The organism is Ramlibacter sp. PS3R-8, assembly GCF_037572435.1.
Classification (GTDB): Bacteria; Pseudomonadota; Gammaproteobacteria; order Burkholderiales; family Burkholderiaceae_C; genus Ramlibacter.
The window spans coordinates 93,445-113,033 of record NZ_JBBHGT010000005.1 but is presented as its reverse complement, the minus strand read 5'-3'; the positions used below and the strand labels follow the sequence as shown (position 1 = coordinate 113,033).

The following is a 19,589-nucleotide window of genomic DNA, read 5'->3' as shown; positions in this document are numbered from 1 at the left end:
CCTAGGCCTTTGTCCTTGAATTGGTTATTGTTTATAACAATAATCCATCCACTCCGCAAATGGCCCCCATGACTTCCCATCCCGACATCCAGCTCGAAATCGACGGCGACGTCGCCGTCGTCCGGCTCAACCGTGCGGCCAAGCGCAATGCGCTCTCCGACAGCCTGATCCTGGGGGTGCGGGCGACCTTCGAGAACCTGCCGTCCAGTGTGCGCGCGGCCGTGCTCGACGGTGCCGGCGACCACTTCTGCGCCGGGCTGGACCTGTCCGAGCTGACGGAGCGCGACGCCGGCGCCGGGCTGCACCACTCGCGCATGTGGCACGCGGCGCTCGAAGAGGTGCAGTACGGCCCGGTGCCCGTGGTCGCGGCCCTGCACGGCGCGGTGGTGGGCGGCGGGCTGGAGCTCGCGGCCTCCTGCCACATCCGCGTGGCGGACGAGACCACTTTCTACGCGCTGCCGGAAGGCTCGCGCGGCATCTTCGTGGGCGGCGGCGGCGCGGTGCGCATCCCGCGCCTCATCGGCACGGCCCGCATGACCGACATGATGCTCACGGGCCGTGTCTACAAGGCGGATGAAGGCGAGCGCGTCGGCTTCGCGCAGTACCTCGTGCCCGCGGGACAGGCCTTCGCCAAGGCGCTGGAGCTTGCGAGGCGCGTGGCCCAGAACGCGCCGCTGACCAATTACGCGCTGATGCACGCGCTGCCGCGCATCGCCGAACAGCCGGCCGACCAGGGCTTCCTGACGGAGGCGCTGATGGCCGCCATCGCGCAGAGCGCGCCCGAGGCCAAGCAGCGGGTGCGCGACTTCCTCGAAGGCCGCGCGGCCAAGGTCGGCAAGAGCTGAGATGGACACGACAGCGTCCACTCCCCGCTACCGGCCGCTGCGCTTCGGCGTGACCCGCGCGGTGCTGCGCGACGGCCCCGGCGGCGTGCGGTATGTGCGCGCCGACCAGCAGCTGGAGGGCCACGCCTCCCGCATGACCGACCGCCTGGCGCACTGGGCCGAGACAGCGCCCAACCGCGTGTTCATCGCGCGCCGCATGCGCAATGCCGACGGCAGCACCGGCGAGTGGCAGAAGATCACGTACCGAGAAGCGCTCGACACCGCACGGCGCGTCGGCCAGGCGCTGCTGGACCGCCGCCTCGGCCCGGAGCGGCCGGTGGCCATCCTGTCCGAGAACAGCCTGGAGCACGCGCAGATCGCACTCGGCTGCCTGTACGCCGGCATTCCCTATTCGCCGGTGTCGTCAGCCTATTCGACCATCAGCCAGGACTACGACAAGCTGCGGCACGTGCTGCAGACGCTGACGCCGGGTCTCGTCTTCACCACGGACGCGGCGCGCTACGGCAAGGCCATCCAGGCGACCGTGCCCGCCGATGTGGAGGTCGTGCTGGGCGAAGGCCGCATCGAAGGCCGCAGGACAACGCCGCTGGAGGACCTGCTGAACACCGAGCCGACGCCCGCCGTCGACCAGGCGATGCGGGCCACCGGCCCGGACACGATCACCAAGTTCCTGTTCACCTCCGGCTCCACCAAGCTGCCCAAGGCGGTGATCAACACGCACGGCATGTGGTGCGCCAACCAGCAGCAGATGCGGCAGTCCATGCCGGTGCTGGCAGAGGAGCCGCCGGTGCTGGTGGACTGGCTGCCGTGGAACCACACCTTCGGCGGCAACCACAACATCGGCCTGACGATCTACAACGGCGGCACCTACTACATCGACGACGGCAAGCCCACGCCGGGCGGCATGGCCGAGACGCTGCGCAACCTGCGCGAGATCGCGCCCACCGTCTATTTCAACGTGCCCACCGGCTTCGAGGCGATCGCCCATGCGATGAAGTCCGACGCCGTCCTGCGCCGCAACCTGCTGTCGCGCGTGCGCATGTTCTTCTACGCCGGCGCGGCGCTCGCGCAGCCGGTCTGGGACCTGCTGCACGAGGTGCAGGAGACAGAGATCGGCGAACGCATCGTGATGGGCACCGGCCTGGGCATGACCGAGTCGTCGCCGTTCGCCGTCTTCGTCACCAGTCCGGAGGTCAGGTCCGGTTACCTGGGCCTGCCGACGCCCGGCATGGAATTGAAGCTGGTGCCCACGGAGGGCAAGACGGAGATCCGCTACAAGGGCCCGAACGTCACGCCCGGCTACTGGCGCAATCCGGAAGCCACCGCCGAATGCTTCGACGAGGAAGGCTTCTTCTGCACCGGCGACGCCGTGCTGTGGATCGACGAAAGCCAGCCGAACAAGGGCCTGAAGTTCGACGGCCGCATCGCCGAGGATTTCAAGCTGGCCACCGGCACCTTCGTCAGCGTCGGGCCGCTGCGCGCGAAGATCATTGCGGCCGGCGCTCCCTACACGCAGGACGCGGTGATCACCGGCCTGAACTGCAACGAAGTCGGCGCCCTGCTCTTCCCCACCGCCGCGGTGCGCAAGCTGGTCCCGCACCTGCCGGCCGACGCCCCGCTGAAGGACGTGCTGGAGAGCGCTGCCGTCCAGGACCACTTCCAGGGCGTCGTCAACGCGCTCGCGAAGCAGGCAACCGGCAGTTCCAGCCGCGTGGCGCGCCTGCACCTGCTGCACGAAGCGCCCTCCATCGACAAGGGCGAGGTCACCGACAAGGGGTCCATCAACCAGCGCGCGGTGCTCAAGCACCGGGATGCCCTGGTGCAGGCCTTCCACGAAGACCGCCTGCCCTTCACGCTCAAGCCGCAGCAGGAGAAGAAATGAACATCCAGGGTCATGCCGCGCTGGTCACCGGCGGCGCCTCCGGCCTCGGCGAAGCGACGGCGCGCGCACTGGCGGCGGCCGGCGCGAAAGTCGCCGTTCTCGACGTGAACTTCGCACTGGCCCAGAAAGTCGCCACGGAGATCGACGGCATCGCCTGCGAGTGCGACATCACCAGCCCCGACAGCGTCGCGGCCGCCATCGCCAAGGCAGCGGCCCGGCACGGCCCGGCGCGCATCCTCATGAACATCGCCGGCATCGGCACGGCCAAGCGGGTCGTGCAGAAGGACGGCAGCGCCGCGCCGCTGGAAGACTTCGCCCGCGTCATCAACGTCAACCTGGTCGGCACCTACAACGTCAGCCGGCTGTTCGCCGCCGACTGCGCGAAGCAGCCCCCGCTGGCAGACGGCGAACGCGGCGTCATGCTGTTCACGGCCTCGGTCGCCGCCTTCGACGGCCAGGTCGGCCAGCAGGCCTACAGCGCCTCCAAGGGCGGACTGGTCGGAATGACGCTGCCGATGGCGCGCGACCTGCCGCAGCACGGCATCCGCGTTTGCACCATCGCGCCGGGCCTGTTCTCCACGCCCCTGATGAAGCAGCTGCCCGAGCCGGTGCAGCAGTCGCTTGCCGCGTCGATCCCGTTCCCCTCACGCCTGGGCAAACCCGAAGAGTTCGCCCAGCTCGCCTGTCATATCGTCAGCAACACGCACCTCAACGGCGAGGTGATCCGCCTGGACGGCGCCCTGCGGATGGCGCCGCGCTGAAACCCTCACCAACCCACGGAGACATAGCCCCATGAAAAAGATCGCGCGTACCCTCGTTGCCGCAGCGGTGGCCCTTGCCGGCGCCGGCGCCGCGCTCGCGGACATCAACATCGGCGTCAGCCTCTCGCTGACCGGCCCGGGCTCCGGCCTCGGCATCCCGATGCAGAACCAGTTCAAGCTGTTCCCCAAGGAGATCGCGGGCGAGAAGGTCAACCTGATCGTGCTGGACGACGCGTCCGACCCGGGCAAGGGCGTGAGCAACGCCCGGCGCTTCGTCACCGAGGACAAGGTGGACCTGATCATCGGCTCGTGCCTGACTCCCGTGGCCGGCGCGATGACGCCGGTGGCGACCGAATTCAAGACGGTGCAGCTGGCGGCGTCTCCGGTGGGCGGCGACAGCCCGTGGCTGTTCCGCCTGCCGCAGGGCAACGAAGTCATGGCCCACGCGGTGGTGGAGCACATGAAAAAGCAGGGCGTCAAGACGATCGGCTTCCTGGGCTACACCGACGCCTATGGCGAACTGTGGCTCAAGGCGCTGACGCCGGAAGCCGAGAAGGCCGGCATGAAGATCGTGGCCACCGAGCGCTTCGCCCGCACCGACACCAGCGTGACCCCGCAAGCGCTGAAGCTGACTGCCGCGAACCCGGACGCGATCCTGGTGGTGGCCTCGGGCTCCGGCGCCGCCATGCCGCAGATGGCCATCGTCGACCGCAACTACAAGGGCAAGATCTACCAGACGCATGCCGCGGCCACGCAGGACCTGATGCGCATCGGCGGCAAGGCCGTCGAAGGCACCTACGTGGTGTCCGGCCCGGCGATGGTCGGCGAGCAGTTGCTCGACAACCATCCGTCCAAGAAGGTGGCCGTGGACTTCTACACCAAGTACGACAAGGCCTTCGGCGCGCCGAACCAGTTCGCCGGCCACTCCTACGACGCCGCCATCGCGCTGGAAAAGGCGGTGCCGATCGCGCTGAAGAAGGCCAAGCCCGGCACCCCCGAATTCCGCGCCGCGCTGCGTGACGCCTTCGAGACCATGGGCCGCACCGTGTTCGCGCATGGCGTGATGAACTGGACGAAGGACGACCACTGGGGCTACACCAACGAGACCGGCGTGATGCTGAAGGTCGCGGGCGGCAAGTTCGTCGTCGAGAAATAAGCGGTATTGCTCCTTCCCCTCTGGGGGAAGGCCGGGATGGGGGCGCTCGCGCGCTGAAGCGCCCCCACCCCAACCCTCCCCCAGAGGGGAGGGAGGAAATCCAGAACAACGAAACTCCCATGGATCTCTCCATCGCCGGCATCCTCGCGCTGGACGGCCTCACCAACGGTGCCGTCTATGCGCTGCTGGCGCTCGCCACCGTCCTCGTGTTCGCGGTCACCCGCGTCATCTTCATTCCCCAAGGCGAATTCGTCGCTTTCGGCGCACTGACGCTCGCCCTGCTGCAGACCGGCAAGGTGCCTGGAACCGTGTGGTTCCTGCTGGTCCTGGCCGCCGCCGCCGCCATCATCGACCTGGTCGATGGAATCCGCCTGCGCCAGCCGCCGGCGCGCATCGCGGTGCAGGTCCTGCGCACCCTCGCCACGCCCGTTGCCGTGTCGATCGTCGCCATCTGGGCGGCGCCGCGCAACTTCCCGCTGGTGATCCAGGCGCTGCTGACGCTGGCACTGGTCACGCCCTTCGGCAAGCTGATCTACCGGCTGGCCTACCAGTCGCTCGCGGACGCATCGGTGCTGGTGCTGCTGATCGTCTCGGTCGGCGTGCACTTCGCGCTGGTGGGCCTGGGCCTGTTCTTCTTCGGCGCCGAAGGCTTTCGCAATCCCAGCTTCTGGGATGCACGTTTCAACGTCGGCCCGCTGGCGCTCACGGGACAGGCCGTCATCATCTTCCTGGCGTCCGTGGCGCTGATCGTGCTGCTGTACCTGTTCTTCGAGCGCACGCTCACCGGCAAGGCGCTGCGCGCCACCGCCGTCAACCGGGCCGGCGCGCGGCTGATGGGCATCTCCTCCAACAACGCCGGCCAGCTGGCCTTCACCATGGCGGCCTTCATCGGCGCGCTGTCCGGGCTGCTGATCGGTCCGACCACGACGATCTTCTACGACAGCGGCTTCATCATCGGCCTGAAGGGCTTCGTCGCCGCGGTGTTCGGCGGCCTCGCCAGCTATCCCCTGGCCCTGGTGGGCGCGCTGGGGGTCGGGTTGCTGGAGAGCTTCGGCTCCTTCTGGGCCAGCGCGTTCAAGGAGGTGATCGTGTTCGCCTCCATCCTGCCGGTGCTGCTGTGGCGGTCGCTGCGCGACCCGCACACGGAGGACCATTGAATGCGCACGTTGCAACGCTTCGCATTCCCCGCCTTCGCGCTACTGATGCTCCTGCTGCCGGCGTTGCCGGTGCCCGACTTCTGGATCACGCAGAGCAACTACGTCGGCCTCTACGCGCTGGTGGCCCTCGGGCTGGTGCTGCTGACGGGCGTGGCCGGCCTCACCTCCTTCGGCCAGGCCGCTTTCGTCGGCATCGGCGCCTACACCGCCGCCTTCCTGGCGGTGAAGATGTCCGCCTCGCCGTGGCTGGCGCTGCTGCTCGGCGTCGGCATCGCCATGGCCGCCGCGCTGCTGCTGGGCGCCATCACGCTGCGCATGTCGGGCCACTACCTGCCGCTGGCCACCATCGCCTGGGGCCTGGCGCTGTACTACACCATGGGCAACATGGAGTTCCTGGGCAAGTACGACGGCATCCTGAACATTCCCACGCTGAAGGTCTTCGGCTACGACCTGGGCACGGGCCGCGGGCTGCACGTGATGATCTGGGCCTTCGCGCTGCTGGCCGCACTGGCTTCCATGAACCTGCTCGATTCGAGGCCGGGCCGGGCCATCCGTTCGCTCAAGAGCGGCGCCACGATGGCCGAAGCCATGGGCATCTCGACCTTCAAGTCCAAACTCACGGTGTTCGTGATGGCGGCGGTGCTGGCCGCCGTTTCCGGCTGGCTGTTCGCCTTTTTCCAGCGCACCGTCAGCCCCAGCCCTTTCGGCATCAACAAGGGCATCGAGTACCTGTTCATGGCGGTGCTCGGCGGCGTGGGCCATGTGTGGGGGGCCTTCATCGGCGCCGGCGTGGTGAAGATCATCGAGGACCAGCTGCAGGTGCTGCTGCCGCGGCTGATCGGCACCAGCGGCAACTTCGAGACCATCGTCTTCGGCGTGATCCTGGTGATCGTGCTGAAGTACGCGCCCGAGGGGCTGTGGAGCTTCGTGACGCGCTGGCTGCCGCGCGCCGACCGCGTGCGCGACTGGGAGGCCGCGCCGCCGCTGCCCGCGCGCGACAAGCCGGCGCCGGGCGAGCCGCTGCTGCAGGTGCAGGCCGTGCGCAAGGAGTTCGGCGGGCTGGTCGCCGTCAACGACATCAGCTTCGAGATCCGCGCCGGCGACATCGTCGGCCTGATCGGCCCCAACGGCGCCGGCAAGTCGACCACCTTCAACCTGATCACCGGCGTGCTGTCGCTCACCGCCGGACAGGTGCGCTACCGCGGCGAGGACATCGGCGGCCTGCCTTCGCGCCAGATCGCGCGGCGCGGCATCTCGCGCACCTTCCAGCACGTGAAGATGATCCCGGAGATGACGGTGCTGGAGAACGTCGCCCTCGGCGGCTACCTGCGAGGCAAGTCGGGCACCGTGCGCGCGATCCTGCGGCTGGACCGCGCCGAGGAGCGTGGCCTGTTCGCCGAAGCGGAGCGGCAGCTCGCCCGCATCGGCATGGCGGACCGGATGCATGAACTTGCCGGCAACCTCGCGCTGGGGCCGCAACGGCTGATGGAAATCGCCCGGGCGCTGTGCTCCGATCCGGCGCTGCTGTTGCTCGACGAGCCGGCCGCCGGCCTGCGCCACAAGGAAAAGCAGGCGCTGGCCGACGTGCTGCGCCAGTTGAAGACCGAAGGCATGAGCCTGCTGCTGGTGGAGCACGACATGGAGTTCGTGATGGGCCTGACCGACCGCATCGTCGTGATGGAGTTCGGCACCCACCTCATGGAAGGCACGCCGGCGCAGGTGCAGGCCAGCCCGAAAGTGCGCGCGGCTTATCTCGGGACGGAGCACTAGATGGCCGACATGCTGCTCCAGGTGTCTGGCTTGCACGCCGGCTACGGACGCGCCGAAGTGCTGGCCGGCCTCGACTTCCAGATCCCGCGCGGCCAGGTCGTCACGGTGATCGGCCCCAACGGCGCGGGCAAGTCGACCACGCTCAATGCGCTGATGGGCCTGCTGCCATTCCGCGGCCAGGTGCGGCTCGATGGCGTGGACCTCGCGTCCACCGAACTGGAAGACCGCGTGATGATGGGCATGGCCCTGGTGCCGGAGCGGCGCGAGCTGTTCGGCACGATGCCGGTGGAGGACAACCTGGTGCTGGGCGGCTACCGGCCCATGAAGCTGCGCGTGCCGAAGTGGCGCGACGGCCTGGAGCGCGTCTACGCATTGTTCCCGCGGCTGAAGGAGCGCCGCGCGCAACTGGCAGGCACCTTGTCCGGCGGCGAGCGGCAGATGCTGGCCGTGGGCCGCGCGCTCATGTCGCAGCCCAAGCTGCTGATGCTGGACGAACCGAGCCTGGGCCTCGCGCCGCTGGTGGTGCGCGAGATCTTCCAGATCATCGAGCGCCTGCGCGAGCAAGGCGTGTCCATCCTGCTGGTGGAACAGAACGCGCGCGCCGCGCTCAACGTGGCCGACTACGGCTACGTGCTCGAGACCGGCGAGATCAGCATGCAGGGGCCTGCCAGCCAGCTGGCCGGCGACCCGCGCGTCATCGACACCTACCTGGGCGCGGCGCGGCCGCAGCCCGCCAACCCGTGATCCCCATCCCCAAGGAAGACGAGTCCATGTCCACCCGACGCCTGTTCGTGCAGTCCGCTGCCTCTCTGGGGGCGCTGGGCGCATTCCCGTTCGCGGCCCGCGCCCAAGCCTTCGAGGCTCCGAAGATCATCAACGGCTTCCCGGCCGGCGGCACCGCCGATGCGACGGCCCGCCGCGTGGGCGAGCGCATGGGCGGCACCGCCTATGCGAAGAACGCCGCCGTCGTCGAGAACAAGCCCGGCGCGGGCGGGCGCATCGCCTGCGACGTCGTCAAGGCCGCCAACCCGGACGGCTCCACGCTGCTGCTGACGCCGTATTCGATGATGTCGATCTACCCGCACATCTACGCCAAGCTTTCGTACGATCCCCTCAAGGACTTCGTGCCCGTGTCGATCGCCGCGGTGATGACGCATGCGCTGGCCGTCGGGCCGCTGGTGCCGGCCAGCGTGAAGACCGTCAAGGATTACCTCGCCTGGGCCAAGGCCAATCCCGACAAGGCCAGCTACGGCTCGCCGGCCGCCGGCTCCACGCCGCACTTCCTCGTGGCGCTGCTTGGCCTGAACCACAACGTGGACCTGAAGCACGTGCCCTACCGCGGTTCGCTGCCGGCGGTGGCGGACATGATCGGCGGCACGCTCGCTTCCACGTCCACGCCGACCGGTGATGCGCTGGCGAACCACAAGGCCGGCAAGATCCGGATCATCGCCACCTCCGGTGCGCAGCGCACGCCGTTCACGCCGGAAGTGGCGACCTACGCGGAACAAGGCTTTCCCGAGCTGACGACCGAGGAATGGTTCGGCTTCTACGCGCCGGCCCGCACGCCGGCCAACGTGGTGGCCAATGCCAACGCCGCCATCAACGGCGCGCTCAGGGACAAGGGCGTCATCGACTCGCTGGGCCTCATGGGCCTCGTCGCACGCGGATCGACCCCCGCGGAGATGGACAAGAGCCAGAGGGACGAACTCACCCGCTGGGGCCCCATCGTCAAGAAGATCGGCTTCACCGCGGAATCCTGAGGAAAAAATGCGATTCATTCCCTTCGCCGTTGCCTTGCTGGCGCTCGCGGGCTGCGCGAGCGCGCCCGAGGCGCCTCGCGTGGCAACGCCCGGCGCACCCGTGCTCGCCTGCGATGCGCTGGCCGCGCGCTTCTCGTTCGCGAACACGCGCATCGCCTCGGCCGAACGCGTCGCGGCCGGCCAGCTCCGGCTGCCCGGCATCGCCGAGCCGATGCCCGAACATTGCGTGGTCAAGGGCGCGATGCACGAGCGCACCAGCCCCGTCGACGGCAAGCGTTACGCCATCTCCTTCGAGATGCGCCTGCCCACGGCCTGGAACGGCCGCTTCTTCTACCAGGCCAACGGCGGCCTCGACGGCTTCGTGACGCCGGCCTACGGCGACATCCTCGGCGGCGGCCAGGCCGAAAATGGCCTCCTCAAGGGCTTCGCCGTCATCAGCTCCGATGCCGGCCATGCGTTCGACCGCAGCACGCCGATCGGCGGCGCCACGTTCGGACTCGATCCGCAGGCCCGCATCGACTACGGCTACAACGCCGTCGTGCAACTCGCGCCGATGGCGAAGTCGCTGATCGTCACCTACTACGGCAAGCCGCCGGGCACCTCGTACCTGGTGGGCTCGTCCAACGGCGGTCGCCACGGTTTCGTCGCCGCTTCGCGCGTGCCCGACGCGTTCGACGGCATCCTGGCCAGCACGCCCGGCTACCGCCTGCCCCTGGCCGCGGCCAAGCAGCTGTTGGATGCGCAGCAGTTCGCCCGGATCGCGCGCCAGGACCCGCAGACGGGTCGCCCGGACCTGGCGACTGCACTGCCTCCCGCCGCGATGGAGTTGGTGGCGCGCAGCGTGCTCGCACGTTGCGACGCGCTCGACGGCCTGGCCGACGGCATCGTCGGCGACCTGCAGGCTTGCGAACGCGCCTTCCAGGTGCAGCGCGACATCCCGACTTGCGCCTCCGCACCCGCAGCCGACTGCCTCTCGACCGAGCAGAAGCGGGTTCTCGCCAACGTGCTGGCCGGCCCCCGCCTGCGCAACGGCACGCCAGTCTACGCGGCACTGCCCGCCGATCCCGGCCTGGCCGGCCGCGACTGGGCGACGTGGAAGTTCGTCAACAGCGTCGGGCCGCGTGATGCCATCGCCATGGCTTTCGTGTTCTCGACGCCACCGGCATCGGCCTCTGTCGTCACGGGCGAAGGCAACAGCCTGATCGATTACGTGCTGGCTTGGGACATCGACCGCGAGGTGCCGAAGCTCGGCCCGGCGATGGAGTTCATGTCGCCGCCGGATCCGCTGATGCGGCGCTTCGTGGCGCGCGGCGGCAAGGTGATCGTCTTCCACGGCACCGCCGACCCGGTGTTCTCTGCGCTCGACACGATCAAGTGGCACGAGGACTTCCACCGCGCGCATGGGCGTGCGGCAAACGACCACGAGCGCCTGTATCTCGTGCCCGGCATGAACCACAGTCGTGGCGGCCCGGCGACCGACCAGTTCGACATGGTCGACGAGCTGGTGCGCTGGGTCGAGGGCGACCAGTCGCCCGGCCCGGTCGTGGCGCGCGCGCGCGGCGCCGGCGCGGCGGTGCCCAACCCCGAAGTGCCCGCCAACTGGGGACCCAACCGCACGCGGCCGCTGTGCCCCTATCCCCAGGTGGCGCGCTACCGCGGCACCGGCGACGTCAATGCGGCAGCCAGCTTCTCTTGCCAATAAGGGCCACGCGATCCATGGCAACGGTCCGCGCTCCCCGCTCCTCCGCCTCCGCCCGCAACTCCGCGCCGGTGGCCGTGGAGGACGTCGACACCTCCTTCCTGGAAAGCCTGCTCGGCTACAACGCGCGGCGTGCGGCGCTGGCCGCCATCACCGTCTTCCTGGAGGAAATGGCGCCGTTCCGGCTGAAGCCGGTCGAGTTCTCGGTGCTGTCCGTGATCGCGCACAACCCCGGCGTCACCTCGCGCCAGTTGTGCAGCGCGCTGGGCATCCTGCCGCCCAACCTGGTGGGGCTGGTCAACGAGCTGGAGAAACGCGAAGTGATCGCACGCAAGCCGCACCCGCGCGACGGCCGGGCCATGGGACTGCACCTGACGGCGTCAGGACAGAAGCTGGTGCGCGACGCCGAGCGCAAGGCGGCCGAGCTGGAAGCCGACATCGGCGCCCGACTGTCGCCGTCCGAACTGCGAACCGTGATCAGCCTGCTCAAGAAGATCTACCGGCCCAGGTGAGCGGCCGCGTTGCACGAACGTCACGCCTGCTATTGTTTGTGTAGCGGCGATTCCGTACACTGCGCCTCCCGTCTCCGAATCCCGAGCCGCGCAGGATTGCCATGCGAACGAGTTCCAAGGAAACCGCCGCCACCTACCAGCTGCTCGCGCTGCTGGAGGCGCGCTATGCCATCCGGGTGCTCTGGGCGCTGCGCGATGGGCATCCGCAAACCTTCCGGCTGCTGCAGGACAGCGTGGGCGGCATCACGCCCAACACGCTGAACACGCGCATCAAGGAATTGCGCGAGGCCGGTCTGATGCAGCACAACGGCGACGGCTACAGTGTCACGGCGAGCGGGGCGGACCTGCTCAAGCGGCTCAACGACCTGCAGGCCTTCGCGGCCAAGTGGGTCGCCCTCCAGGCGAAGAAAAGGCAAGGCTGATGAAAGACTTCCTCAACGCGACCCTGCCCGCGGATGCGCAGCAAGCCACGCTCGTCGGCCGGGCGTGGGTCGAAGGCCAGGGCCCGGTGCTGGTCAAGGTGCAGGGCGACCAGCTCGTCGACCTGTCCCGGCTGGCCGCGACCAGCAGTGCGCTGATGGAACTGGACAAACCCGCCGCCGCGGTGCGCGCGCACGTGGGCCCGGTGATCGGTTCCGTGGCCCAGGCGGTGGCCAACAGCGGCGCCGATGCGCGGGTGGTGGACCTGCCGTGGCTGCTGGCGCCCTGCGACCTGCAGGCCGTGAAGGCTTCCGGCGTGACCTTCGTCGCCTCCATGCTGGAACGCGTGATCGAGGAGCAGGCACGCGGCAATCCGGCCATGGCGGAGTCGGTGCGCAAGGAAGTGGAGGCCGTGATCGGCGACGACCTGTCCAAGGTGCGGCCCGGCTCACCGGAAGCTGCGCAGCTCAAGCAGGTGCTGGTCGGCAAGAACCTCTGGTCCCAGTACCTCGAAGTCGGCATCGGGCCGGACGCGGAGATCTTCACCAAGTCGCAGCCGATGAGCGCCGTAGGCACCGGCGCGGAGATCGGCATCCACCCGGTCAGCGCGTGGAACAACCCGGAACCCGAAATCGTGCTGGTGGTCAACAGCCGCGGCGACACGGTGGGCGCGACGCTGGGCAACGACGTCAACCTGCGGGACTTCGAGGGCCGCAGCGCGCTGCTGCTCGGCAAGGCCAAGGACAACAACGCGAGCTGCGCGATCGGCCCCTTCATCCGCCTGTTCGACAGCGGCTACGGCATCGCCGACGTGCGCGCGACGGACCTGTCGATGCGGGTGCTGGGGCCGGAAGGCTTCGACATGCGCGGCGCCAGCAGCCTGAAGATGATCAGCCGGGATCCGCTGGAGCTGGTGGAGCACGCGATCGGGCCGAACCACCAGTATCCGGACGGGCTGGTGCTCTTCCTCGGCACGATGTTCGCGCCGACGCAGGACCGCTTCGGCCCCGGCCAGGGCTTCACGCATGCGGTGGGCGACCTGGTCGCCATTTCCACGCCGCGCCTCGGTACACTCGTCAACCGCGTCAACACCTCCGACCGCGTCGAGCCCTGGCGCTACGGCATCACCGCCCTCATGCGGGACCTGGCGCGCCGCGGCCTGCTCTAAACCCTCCCGAAAGAACACCATGATCACCACCCCCAGCGGCCTGCAGTACGAAGACGAAGTCGTGGGCAGCGGCTCCGAGGCCAAGTCCGGCCAGGAAGTGCGCGTGCATTACACCGGCTGGCTGTACAACAACGGTGTGCAGGGCGCGAAGTTCGATTCCAGCCGCGACCGCAACGACCCGTTCGGCTTCTCGCTCGGCGCCGGCATGGTGATCCGCGGCTGGGACGAAGGCGTGGCCGGCATGAAGGTGGGCGGCAAGCGCACGCTCGTGATCCCGCCGGAGCTCGGCTATGGCGCCCGGGGCGCCGGCGGTGTCATTCCGCCGAACGCGACGTTGAAGTTCGACGTCGAGTTGCTCGGGACGCGCTGAACATTGTCGTTGTCGGGGTGCCTTCGGCAACCCGACCTACGCAACTGAGCGTCAACGGGGTGCCTGCGGCAACCCGGCCGTAAGCGCGTTGTCGGGGTGCCTTCGGCAACCCGACCTCCGGCCAAGTGGGGCCCCGTCGCCTCGACACCCCCTGCCCGTCCCCTCCCGGCAGAACTTATTTAGCTGGCGATGATGACCTTGACTTGAAAAGGGCTACCCCGCCCCAAGCTCCTCCGCGTCCCGTCAGAACAAGCTTTCCCCCCCATGTCCCACGACACGTCCACCCAGAACGAATTGCCGCAGGATGCCGCCGGCGCTACCGAAGAGGCCGCAGGCCTTGCGGCGACGCCGGAAGCCCCGGACTGGCAGTCCCAGGTCGCCACGCTGAGCGCCAAGAACGCCGAGCTCATGGACCAGCACCTGCGCGCCCAGGCCGAAATGCAGAACGTCCGCCGCCGCTCCGAGGACGAAGTCTCCAAGGCGCGCAAGTACGCGCTGGAAAGCTTCGCCGACAGCCTGCTGCCCGTGTGCGACAGCCTCGAGGCCGGGCTGGCGCACCAGAACGCCACGTCCGAGCAGATCCGCGAAGGCGCCGAAGCCACGCTGCGCCAGCTGAAGGCGGCGCTCGAGCGCAACAAGGTCATCGAGATCAATCCCGCCGCGGGCGCGAAGTTCGACCCGCACCAGCACCAGGCCATCTCGGTGGTGCCTGCCGAGCAGGAGGCCAACACCGTCGTCTCCGTGCTGCAAAAAGGCTATGTCATCGCCGACCGCGTCCTGCGGCCCGCGCTGGTGACGGTCGCTGCGCCGAAATGAAGCCCCCAGCCGCGACCTTGAATCCCTAACAGTTATCCACAACTACCCCACAGACTGATTCAAACCCCGGCAGGGCGTAAAGGTACAGGAGAGAAGAAATGGCAAGAATCATCGGCATCGACCTCGGCACGACCAACTCGTGCGTTGCCATCATGGAGGGCAACAACGTCAAGGTCATCGAGAACTCCGAAGGCGCGCGCACCACGCCTTCGATCGTGGCGTACCAGGAAGACGGCGAGATCCTCGTCGGCGCTTCCGCCAAGCGCCAGGCCGTCACCAACCCGCGCAACACGCTGTATGCGGTCAAGCGCCTGATCGGGCGCAAGTTCACCGAAAAGGAAGTGCAAAAGGACATCGAGCTGATGCCCTACAAGATCACGCCCGCCGACAACGGCGACGCGTGGATCGAGGTGCGCGGCAAGAAGCTGGCGCCGCAGCAGACCTCCGCGGAGATCCTGCGCAAGATGAAGAAGACGGCCGAGGACTACCTGGGCGAGGAAGTGACGGAAGCCGTGATCACGGTGCCGGCTTACTTCAACGACAGCCAGCGCCAGGCCACCAAGGACGCCGGGCGCATCGCCGGCCTGGACGTCAAGCGCATCATCAACGAGCCGACCGCCGCGGCCCTGGCCTTCGGCCTGGACAAGCACGGCAAGGGCGACCGCAAGCTGGCGGTGTACGACCTGGGCGGCGGCACGTTCGACATCTCGATCATCGAGATCGCCGACGTCGAGGGCGAGAAGCAGTTCGAAGTGCTCTCCACCAACGGCGACACGTTCCTGGGCGGCGAAGACTTCGACCAGCGCATCATCGACTACATCATCGGCGAGTTCAAGAAAGAGCAAGGCGTCGACCTGAGCAAGGACGTGCTCGCGCTGCAGCGCCTGAAGGAAGCCGCCGAGAAGGCGAAGATCGAGCTGTCCAACAGCACGCAGACCGACATCAACCTGCCGTACATCACGGCGGACCAGAACGGCCCGAAGCACCTGAACATCAAGATGACGCGCGCCAAGCTGGAGCAGCTGGTCGACGAGCTCATCGCCCGCACCATCGAGCCGTGCCGCATCGCGATAAAGGACGCCGGCGTGTCGGTCAGCGACATCCAGGACGTCATCCTGGTCGGCGGCATGACCCGCATGCCCAAGGTGCAGGAGAAGGTCAAGGAATTCTTCGGCAAGGAGCCGCGCAAGGACGTCAACCCCGACGAGGCCGTGGCCGTCGGCGCCGCCATCCAGGGCCAGGTGCTCTCGGGTGACCGCAAGGACGTGCTGCTGCTCGACGTCACCCCGCTGTCCCTGGGCATCGAGACGCTCGGCGGCGTGATGACGAAGATGATCAAGAAGAACACCACGATCCCGACGAAGTTCGCGCAGACCTTCTCGACGGCCGACGACAACCAGCCGGCCGTGACGATCAAGGTGTACCAGGGCGAGCGCGACATCGCCACCGGCAACAAGCTGCTGGGCGAGTTCAACCTGGAAGGCATCCCGCCGTCGCCGCGCGGCCTGCCGCAGATCGAGGTGAGCTTCGACATCGACGCCAACGGCATCCTGCACGTGGGCGCCAAGGACAAGGGCACCGGCAAGGAAAACAAGATCACCATCAAGGCGAACTCGGGCCTGTCCGAGGCCGAGATCGAGAAGATGGTGAAGGACGCCGAGATGAACGCGGCCGAGGACAAGAAGAAGCTCGAGGTCGTGCAGGCGCGCAACCAGGGCGAGGCGATGGCGCACAGCGTGCGCAAGAGCCTGGCCGAGTACGGCGACAAGCTCGATGCCGGCGAGAAGGAAAAGATCGAAGCGGCCGTCAAGGAGCTGGACGAAGTGCTCAAGTCGGAAGACAAGGACGCGATCGAGGCCAAGACCAACGCGCTGATGACGGCCAGCCAGAAGCTGGGCGAGAAGATGTACGAGGCGCAGCAGGCCGCCGGCGGCGCGGCGGGTCCGGAAGGCAGCGCCGAGAACGCATCGGCCAAGCCGGCCAACGACGACAACGTCGTCGACGCGGAAGTCAAGGAAGTGAAGAAAGGTTAAACCGGACGCCGGCGGCGCCGGTTTAACTCGCCGCGTACGACGCTGGCGCTTGCGCGCAGGTCGACGCGGCGTTCTTTCTGAGGCACCCCACGAACAATGGCCACGAAACGCGACTACTACGAAATCCTCGGTGTTCCCAAGAACGCTTCCGAGGACGAGGTGAAGAAGGCTTATCGCAAGCTGGCGATGAAGTACCACCCTGACCGCAACCAGGGGGACAACGCCAAGGACTCGGAGGTCCGCTTCAAGGAAGCCAAGGAGGCGTACGAGATGCTCTCGGACGCCGAGAAGCGCGCTGCCTACGACCAGTACGGCCACGCCGGCGTCGACCCGAACATGCGCGGGGCCGGCGGCCCGGGCGCGGAGGGCTTCGGCGGCTTCGCCGAGGCTTTCGGCGACATCTTCGGCGACATCTTCGGCCAGGCCCAGCGCGGCGGCGCGGCCGCCGGTGCGCGCGGCGGCCGCCAGGTCTATCGCGGCAGCGACCTGTCGTACGCGATGGAGATCTCGCTGGAAGAAGCCGCCAAGGGCAAGGACGCGCAGATCCGCATCCCCTCCTGGGACGAATGCGAGACCTGCCACGGCAACGGCGCCAAGCCCGGCACGCAGGCCAAGACCTGCACCACCTGCCACGGCCAGGGCGTCGTGCAGATGCGCCAGGGCTTCTTCAGCGTGCAGCAGACGTGCCCGCATTGCCGCGGCACCGGCAAGATCATTCCCGAGCCTTGCCAGACCTGCCACGGCCAGGGCAAGGTCAAGCGGCAGAAGACGCTGGAAGTGCGCATCCCCGCCGGCATCGATGACGGCATGCGCATCCGCAGCGCGGGCAATGGCGAACCCGGCAGCAACGGTGGACCGCCGGGCGACCTGTTCATCGAGATCCGGCTGAAGAAGCACTCGCTGTTCGAGCGCGACGGCGACGACCTGCACGTGGTGGTGCCGGTGGGCATCGCCCGCGCCGCGCTCGGCGGCGAGATCGAAGTGCCCACGCTGGACGGCAAGGCGGCGATCGACATCCCCGAGGGCACCCAGGCCGGCAAGCAGTTCCGCCTGCGCAGCAAGGGCATCAAGGGGGTGCGATCCAGCGTGCCCGGCGACTTGTACTGCCATATCGCGGTGGAGACGCCGGTGAAGCTGACCGAACACCAGCGCAAGCTGCTCAAGGAACTCGACGAGTCGCTGGCCAAGGGGGGCAACAAGCATTCCCCCAGCGATGAGAGCTGGGCGGACAAGCTGAAGGGCTTCTTCAGCGCTTGAGGCTTGCAGCGCAGGCTGACGAGCCCCGCCGGGCTTGTCACGCCGAAGCTACAAGCATCGAGCTTCAGCGCTTGAGGCTTGCAGCGCAGCCTGACAAGCCCCGCCGGGCTTGTCACGCCGAAGCTACAAGCATCAAGCTCCAGCGCTTGAGGCCGTGGCTCAGGCGGCGCCGGGTGTGGTGGCGGTGGAACACCCGCCATCGCCCGGAACCCGCGCTTGGCGGCAAGGTCCAGCTACCGGGTGACAATGGGACATGGCTCTGAGGCTGTTCCGTACCACCGGCTATTCCACCCTGATGATGCCGGGCGAGGCGCGCGTTGCGCCCCACCCGGCGCGCATCACGCTGTGGGCCAGCCTGTGGATCGGCATCGCCTGCAACGTCGCCGTCTGGCGCCTGTTCTCCGGTGACGTCGCCAGCTTTCGCAGCGCGCTGTCCTCCTTCGCCATCCTGGCCGGTGGCAGCGGCCTGGTGTTCAGCCTCCTGGGCTGGCGTCGCACGCTGAAGCCGACCGTCACGCTGGCCCTCCTCGCGGCCAGCCTGCTGGCCTGTGGCCTGTGGAGCCAGCAACTCCCCATCGACACGCTGTGGCATGCGCCATCGCGTGCCGTGCTGCCCGCCTGGGCCAGCTTCCTGCGCTGGCAGCTGCTGGCGCTCGTCCTGGTGCTGGGGGTGGTCCCCATCGTCACCGTGTGGAACATGTCCATGCGCAGGCTGCCCGGTCCGGCCCAGATGCAGGCCAACATGGCGGGCGCATTCTTCGCGGGCCTCGTGCTCACGGCCGGCGTCCTGTTCGCCTGACGCCGCCGCGGCCGCTCAGAACAGGGCGGCCTGGCCCGCCAGTCCCGGCGCCCGGAACAGGTCGGTGGCACAGACGGTCTTCTTGGCGTTGAAACCGTGCCGGCCCGCCGCCTTGCGAAAGCGCTGACCGATCAGGTCGGCCCACGTTCCGGAACCCTTCATGCGCGTCGCGAAATCGCTGTCGTAGTCCTTGCCGCCACGCATTTCCTGGATGCGATGCATGACCCGCTCGGCGCGCTGCGGATAGTGCGTCTGCAGCCAGGTCCGGAACAGCGGCGCCACCTCCCAGGGCAGCCGGATCACGTGATAGAAGGCCTCGCGCGCGCCGGCCTCCCAGGCCGCTTCGAGGACCTGCTCCATGTCGTCGTTCAGGAAGGGGATCTGCGGCGCCAGGCTGACGCCGCAGGGAATGCCCGCGTCCGCCAGCGTCTTGAGGGTGCGCAGCCGGCGGTGCGGCGCCGCCGCGCGCGGCTCCAGCTTGCGCGACAGGTCGGCGTCGAGCGTGGTGATGGTCACGTACACCGCGGCCAGGTTCTGCGCCGCCATGGGAGCCAGCAGGTCGAAGTCGCGCTCCACGCCGCTCGACTTGGTGACGAGCGCCAGCGGGTGCCTGGCCTCCTGCAGCACTTCGATGATGCCGCGCGTCAGGCGCAGCTCGCGCTCCACCGGCTGGTAGCAGTCCGTCACCGTGCCGATGGCGATGAGTTCCGGCCGGTAGCCCTTGCGTCCGATCTCGTGGCGCAGCAGGTCTGCCGCATTGCGCTTGGCGATGATCTTCGTTTCGAAGTCGAGCCCGGGTGAAAGATTCAGGTAGCTGTGGGTCGGCCGCGCATAGCAGTAGATGCAGCCGTGCTCGCACCCGCGATAAGGATTGATGGACTTGCCGAAGTGGATGTCCGGCGAGTCGTTGGCGGTGATGATGCTGCGCGCCGTTTCCCAGATCACTTCGGTCGAGGGCGTGTGCGTGTCGCCATCTTCCTCGGCGTCCCAGCCATCGTCGAAGCCTTCACGCAGGTCGCGTTCGAACCGGTGCGGAAAGCGCGTCGCGGTGCCGCGCCCCTTGATCGCCTCCAGGGGCACACGGACTTCCAGGGTTTCGTTCGACGTGCTGCGGTCGAGACTGTTCATGCATACAGTATGCCGCAAAAGGAGCGTCGGGGTGCGGCTCTGCCGCAACCCGACCT

18 protein-coding genes are annotated in these 19,589 nt (G+C 68.1%); 17 read left to right on the top strand and 1 reads right to left on the bottom strand.

The genetic code is table 11. The features are described 5' to 3' along the window. Nucleotides 1–68 precede the first annotated feature (68 nt). From WG902_RS17360 to WG902_RS17280, 17 genes are all read left to right on the top strand, one after another. Nucleotides 69–845, top strand: a complete 777-nt coding sequence (locus WG902_RS17360; RefSeq protein ID WP_340061402.1) for a crotonase/enoyl-CoA hydratase family protein — start codon at nt 69–71, stop codon at nt 843–845. 1 nt (nt 846) lies between these two features. Beyond that, nucleotides 847–2,727: a feruloyl-CoA synthase gene (locus WG902_RS17355; RefSeq protein ID WP_340061401.1), complete on the top strand. Its 1,881-nt coding sequence runs from the start codon at nt 847–849 to the stop codon at nt 2,725–2,727. Next, nucleotides 2,724–3,488, top strand: a complete 765-nt coding sequence (locus WG902_RS17350) for an SDR family NAD(P)-dependent oxidoreductase (protein WP_340061400.1) — start codon at nt 2,724–2,726, stop codon at nt 3,486–3,488. The genes WG902_RS17355 and WG902_RS17350 overlap by 4 nt, the downstream gene beginning before the upstream one ends. A 31-nt stretch (nt 3,489–3,519) precedes the next feature. Continuing rightward, a complete protein-coding gene (locus WG902_RS17345) occupies nt 3,520–4,644 on the top strand; it encodes an ABC transporter substrate-binding protein (RefSeq protein ID WP_340061399.1) in 1,125 nt (374 codons plus the stop codon). A 119-nt stretch (nt 4,645–4,763) separates the two neighbouring features. Further along, nucleotides 4,764–5,801, top strand: coding sequence for a branched-chain amino acid ABC transporter permease (locus tag WG902_RS17340; RefSeq protein ID WP_340061398.1), 1,038 nt, complete (start codon nt 4,764–4,766; stop codon nt 5,799–5,801). Next, nucleotides 5,802–7,571 (top strand): branched-chain amino acid ABC transporter ATP-binding protein/permease, encoded by a 1,770-nt coding sequence (locus tag WG902_RS17335; RefSeq protein ID WP_340061397.1) that lies wholly within the window; start codon nt 5,802–5,804, stop codon nt 7,569–7,571. Then, nucleotides 7,572–8,315, top strand: coding sequence for an ABC transporter ATP-binding protein (locus WG902_RS17330; RefSeq protein WP_340061396.1), 744 nt, complete (start codon nt 7,572–7,574; stop codon nt 8,313–8,315). A gap of 26 nt (nt 8,316–8,341) precedes the next feature. Then, on the top strand, nt 8,342–9,331 hold the full coding sequence (locus WG902_RS17325) for a Bug family tripartite tricarboxylate transporter substrate binding protein (protein ID WP_340061395.1): 990 nt from the start codon (nt 8,342–8,344) through the stop codon (nt 9,329–9,331). A 7-nt stretch (nt 9,332–9,338) separates the two neighbouring features. After that, nucleotides 9,339–11,033, top strand: coding sequence for a tannase/feruloyl esterase family alpha/beta hydrolase (locus WG902_RS17320; RefSeq protein ID WP_340061394.1), 1,695 nt, complete (start codon nt 9,339–9,341; stop codon nt 11,031–11,033). A gap of 14 nt (nt 11,034–11,047) precedes the next feature. After that, nucleotides 11,048–11,542 carry a MarR family winged helix-turn-helix transcriptional regulator gene (locus tag WG902_RS17315; protein WP_340061393.1) on the top strand — a complete coding sequence of 165 codons (495 nt, stop codon included), beginning with the start codon at nt 11,048–11,050 and terminating at the stop codon, nt 11,540–11,542. Between the two features lie 101 nt (nt 11,543–11,643). Next, complete coding sequence (locus WG902_RS17310) at nt 11,644–11,964, top strand: winged helix-turn-helix transcriptional regulator (protein ID WP_340061392.1); 321 nt, start codon at nt 11,644–11,646, stop codon at nt 11,962–11,964. Further along, nucleotides 11,964–13,130: a fumarylacetoacetate hydrolase family protein gene (locus tag WG902_RS17305; RefSeq protein WP_445263703.1), complete on the top strand. Its 1,167-nt coding sequence runs from the start codon at nt 11,964–11,966 to the stop codon at nt 13,128–13,130. The genes WG902_RS17310 and WG902_RS17305 overlap by 1 nt, the downstream gene beginning before the upstream one ends. 19 nt (nt 13,131–13,149) lie before the next feature. Beyond that, nucleotides 13,150–13,500 (top strand): FKBP-type peptidyl-prolyl cis-trans isomerase, encoded by a 351-nt coding sequence (locus WG902_RS17300; protein ID WP_340061391.1) that lies wholly within the window; start codon nt 13,150–13,152, stop codon nt 13,498–13,500. A gap of 264 nt (nt 13,501–13,764) precedes the next feature. Then, entirely contained in the window at nt 13,765–14,316 is a 552-nt protein-coding gene (grpE, locus tag WG902_RS17295; protein WP_340061390.1) for a nucleotide exchange factor GrpE, read from the top strand. 98 nt (nt 14,317–14,414) lie between these two features. Further along, nucleotides 14,415–16,349 (top strand): molecular chaperone DnaK, encoded by a 1,935-nt coding sequence (dnaK, locus tag WG902_RS17290; RefSeq protein ID WP_340061389.1) that lies wholly within the window; start codon nt 14,415–14,417, stop codon nt 16,347–16,349. A 96-nt stretch (nt 16,350–16,445) separates the two neighbouring features. Continuing rightward, on the top strand, nt 16,446–17,606 hold the full coding sequence (gene dnaJ, locus WG902_RS17285; protein WP_340061388.1) for a molecular chaperone DnaJ: 1,161 nt from the start codon (nt 16,446–16,448) through the stop codon (nt 17,604–17,606). Between the two features lie 253 nt (nt 17,607–17,859). Beyond that, complete coding sequence (locus WG902_RS17280) at nt 17,860–18,405, top strand: hypothetical protein (protein ID WP_340061387.1); 546 nt, start codon at nt 17,860–17,862, stop codon at nt 18,403–18,405. 15 nt (nt 18,406–18,420) lie between these two features. On the opposite strand, the gene WG902_RS17275 is transcribed toward WG902_RS17280, so the two are convergent. After that, nucleotides 18,421–19,533, bottom strand: coding sequence for a PA0069 family radical SAM protein (locus WG902_RS17275; protein WP_340061386.1), 1,113 nt, complete (start codon nt 19,531–19,533; stop codon nt 18,421–18,423). Nucleotides 19,534–19,589: the final 56 nt, after the last annotated feature.

Bases quoted from the DNA above. Each gene is read 5' to 3' on its own strand.
- WG902_RS17340 (WP_340061398.1), top strand. From the start codon at position 4,764: ATGGATCTCTCCATCGCCGGCATCCTCGCGCTGGACGGCCTCACCAAC.
- WG902_RS17335 (WP_340061397.1), top strand. From the start codon at position 5,802: ATGCGCACGTTGCAACGCTTCGCATTCCCCGCCTTCGCGCTACTGATG.
- WG902_RS17300 (WP_340061391.1), top strand. From the start codon at position 13,150: ATGATCACCACCCCCAGCGGCCTGCAGTACGAAGACGAAGTCGTGGGC.
- WG902_RS17355 (WP_340061401.1), top strand. From the start codon at position 847: ATGGACACGACAGCGTCCACTCCCCGCTACCGGCCGCTGCGCTTCGGC.
- grpE (WP_340061390.1), top strand. From the start codon at position 13,765: ATGTCCCACGACACGTCCACCCAGAACGAATTGCCGCAGGATGCCGCC.
- dnaJ (WP_340061388.1), top strand. From the start codon at position 16,446: ATGGCCACGAAACGCGACTACTACGAAATCCTCGGTGTTCCCAAGAAC.
- WG902_RS17315 (WP_340061393.1), top strand. From the start codon at position 11,048: ATGGCAACGGTCCGCGCTCCCCGCTCCTCCGCCTCCGCCCGCAACTCC.
- WG902_RS17305 (WP_445263703.1), top strand. From the start codon at position 11,964: ATGAAAGACTTCCTCAACGCGACCCTGCCCGCGGATGCGCAGCAAGCC.
- WG902_RS17275 (WP_340061386.1), bottom strand. From the start codon at position 19,533: ATGAACAGTCTCGACCGCAGCACGTCGAACGAAACCCTGGAAGTCCGT.
- WG902_RS17310 (WP_340061392.1), top strand. From the start codon at position 11,644: ATGCGAACGAGTTCCAAGGAAACCGCCGCCACCTACCAGCTGCTCGCG.
- WG902_RS17320 (WP_340061394.1), top strand. From the start codon at position 9,339: ATGCGATTCATTCCCTTCGCCGTTGCCTTGCTGGCGCTCGCGGGCTGC.
- WG902_RS17325 (WP_340061395.1), top strand. From the start codon at position 8,342: ATGTCCACCCGACGCCTGTTCGTGCAGTCCGCTGCCTCTCTGGGGGCG.
- WG902_RS17350 (WP_340061400.1), top strand. From the start codon at position 2,724: ATGAACATCCAGGGTCATGCCGCGCTGGTCACCGGCGGCGCCTCCGGC.
- WG902_RS17330 (WP_340061396.1), top strand. From the start codon at position 7,572: ATGGCCGACATGCTGCTCCAGGTGTCTGGCTTGCACGCCGGCTACGGA.
- WG902_RS17345 (WP_340061399.1), top strand. From the start codon at position 3,520: ATGAAAAAGATCGCGCGTACCCTCGTTGCCGCAGCGGTGGCCCTTGCC.
- WG902_RS17280 (WP_340061387.1), top strand. From the start codon at position 17,860: ATGGCTCTGAGGCTGTTCCGTACCACCGGCTATTCCACCCTGATGATG.
- WG902_RS17360 (WP_340061402.1), top strand. From the start codon at position 69: ATGACTTCCCATCCCGACATCCAGCTCGAAATCGACGGCGACGTCGCC.
- dnaK (WP_340061389.1), top strand. From the start codon at position 14,415: ATGGCAAGAATCATCGGCATCGACCTCGGCACGACCAACTCGTGCGTT.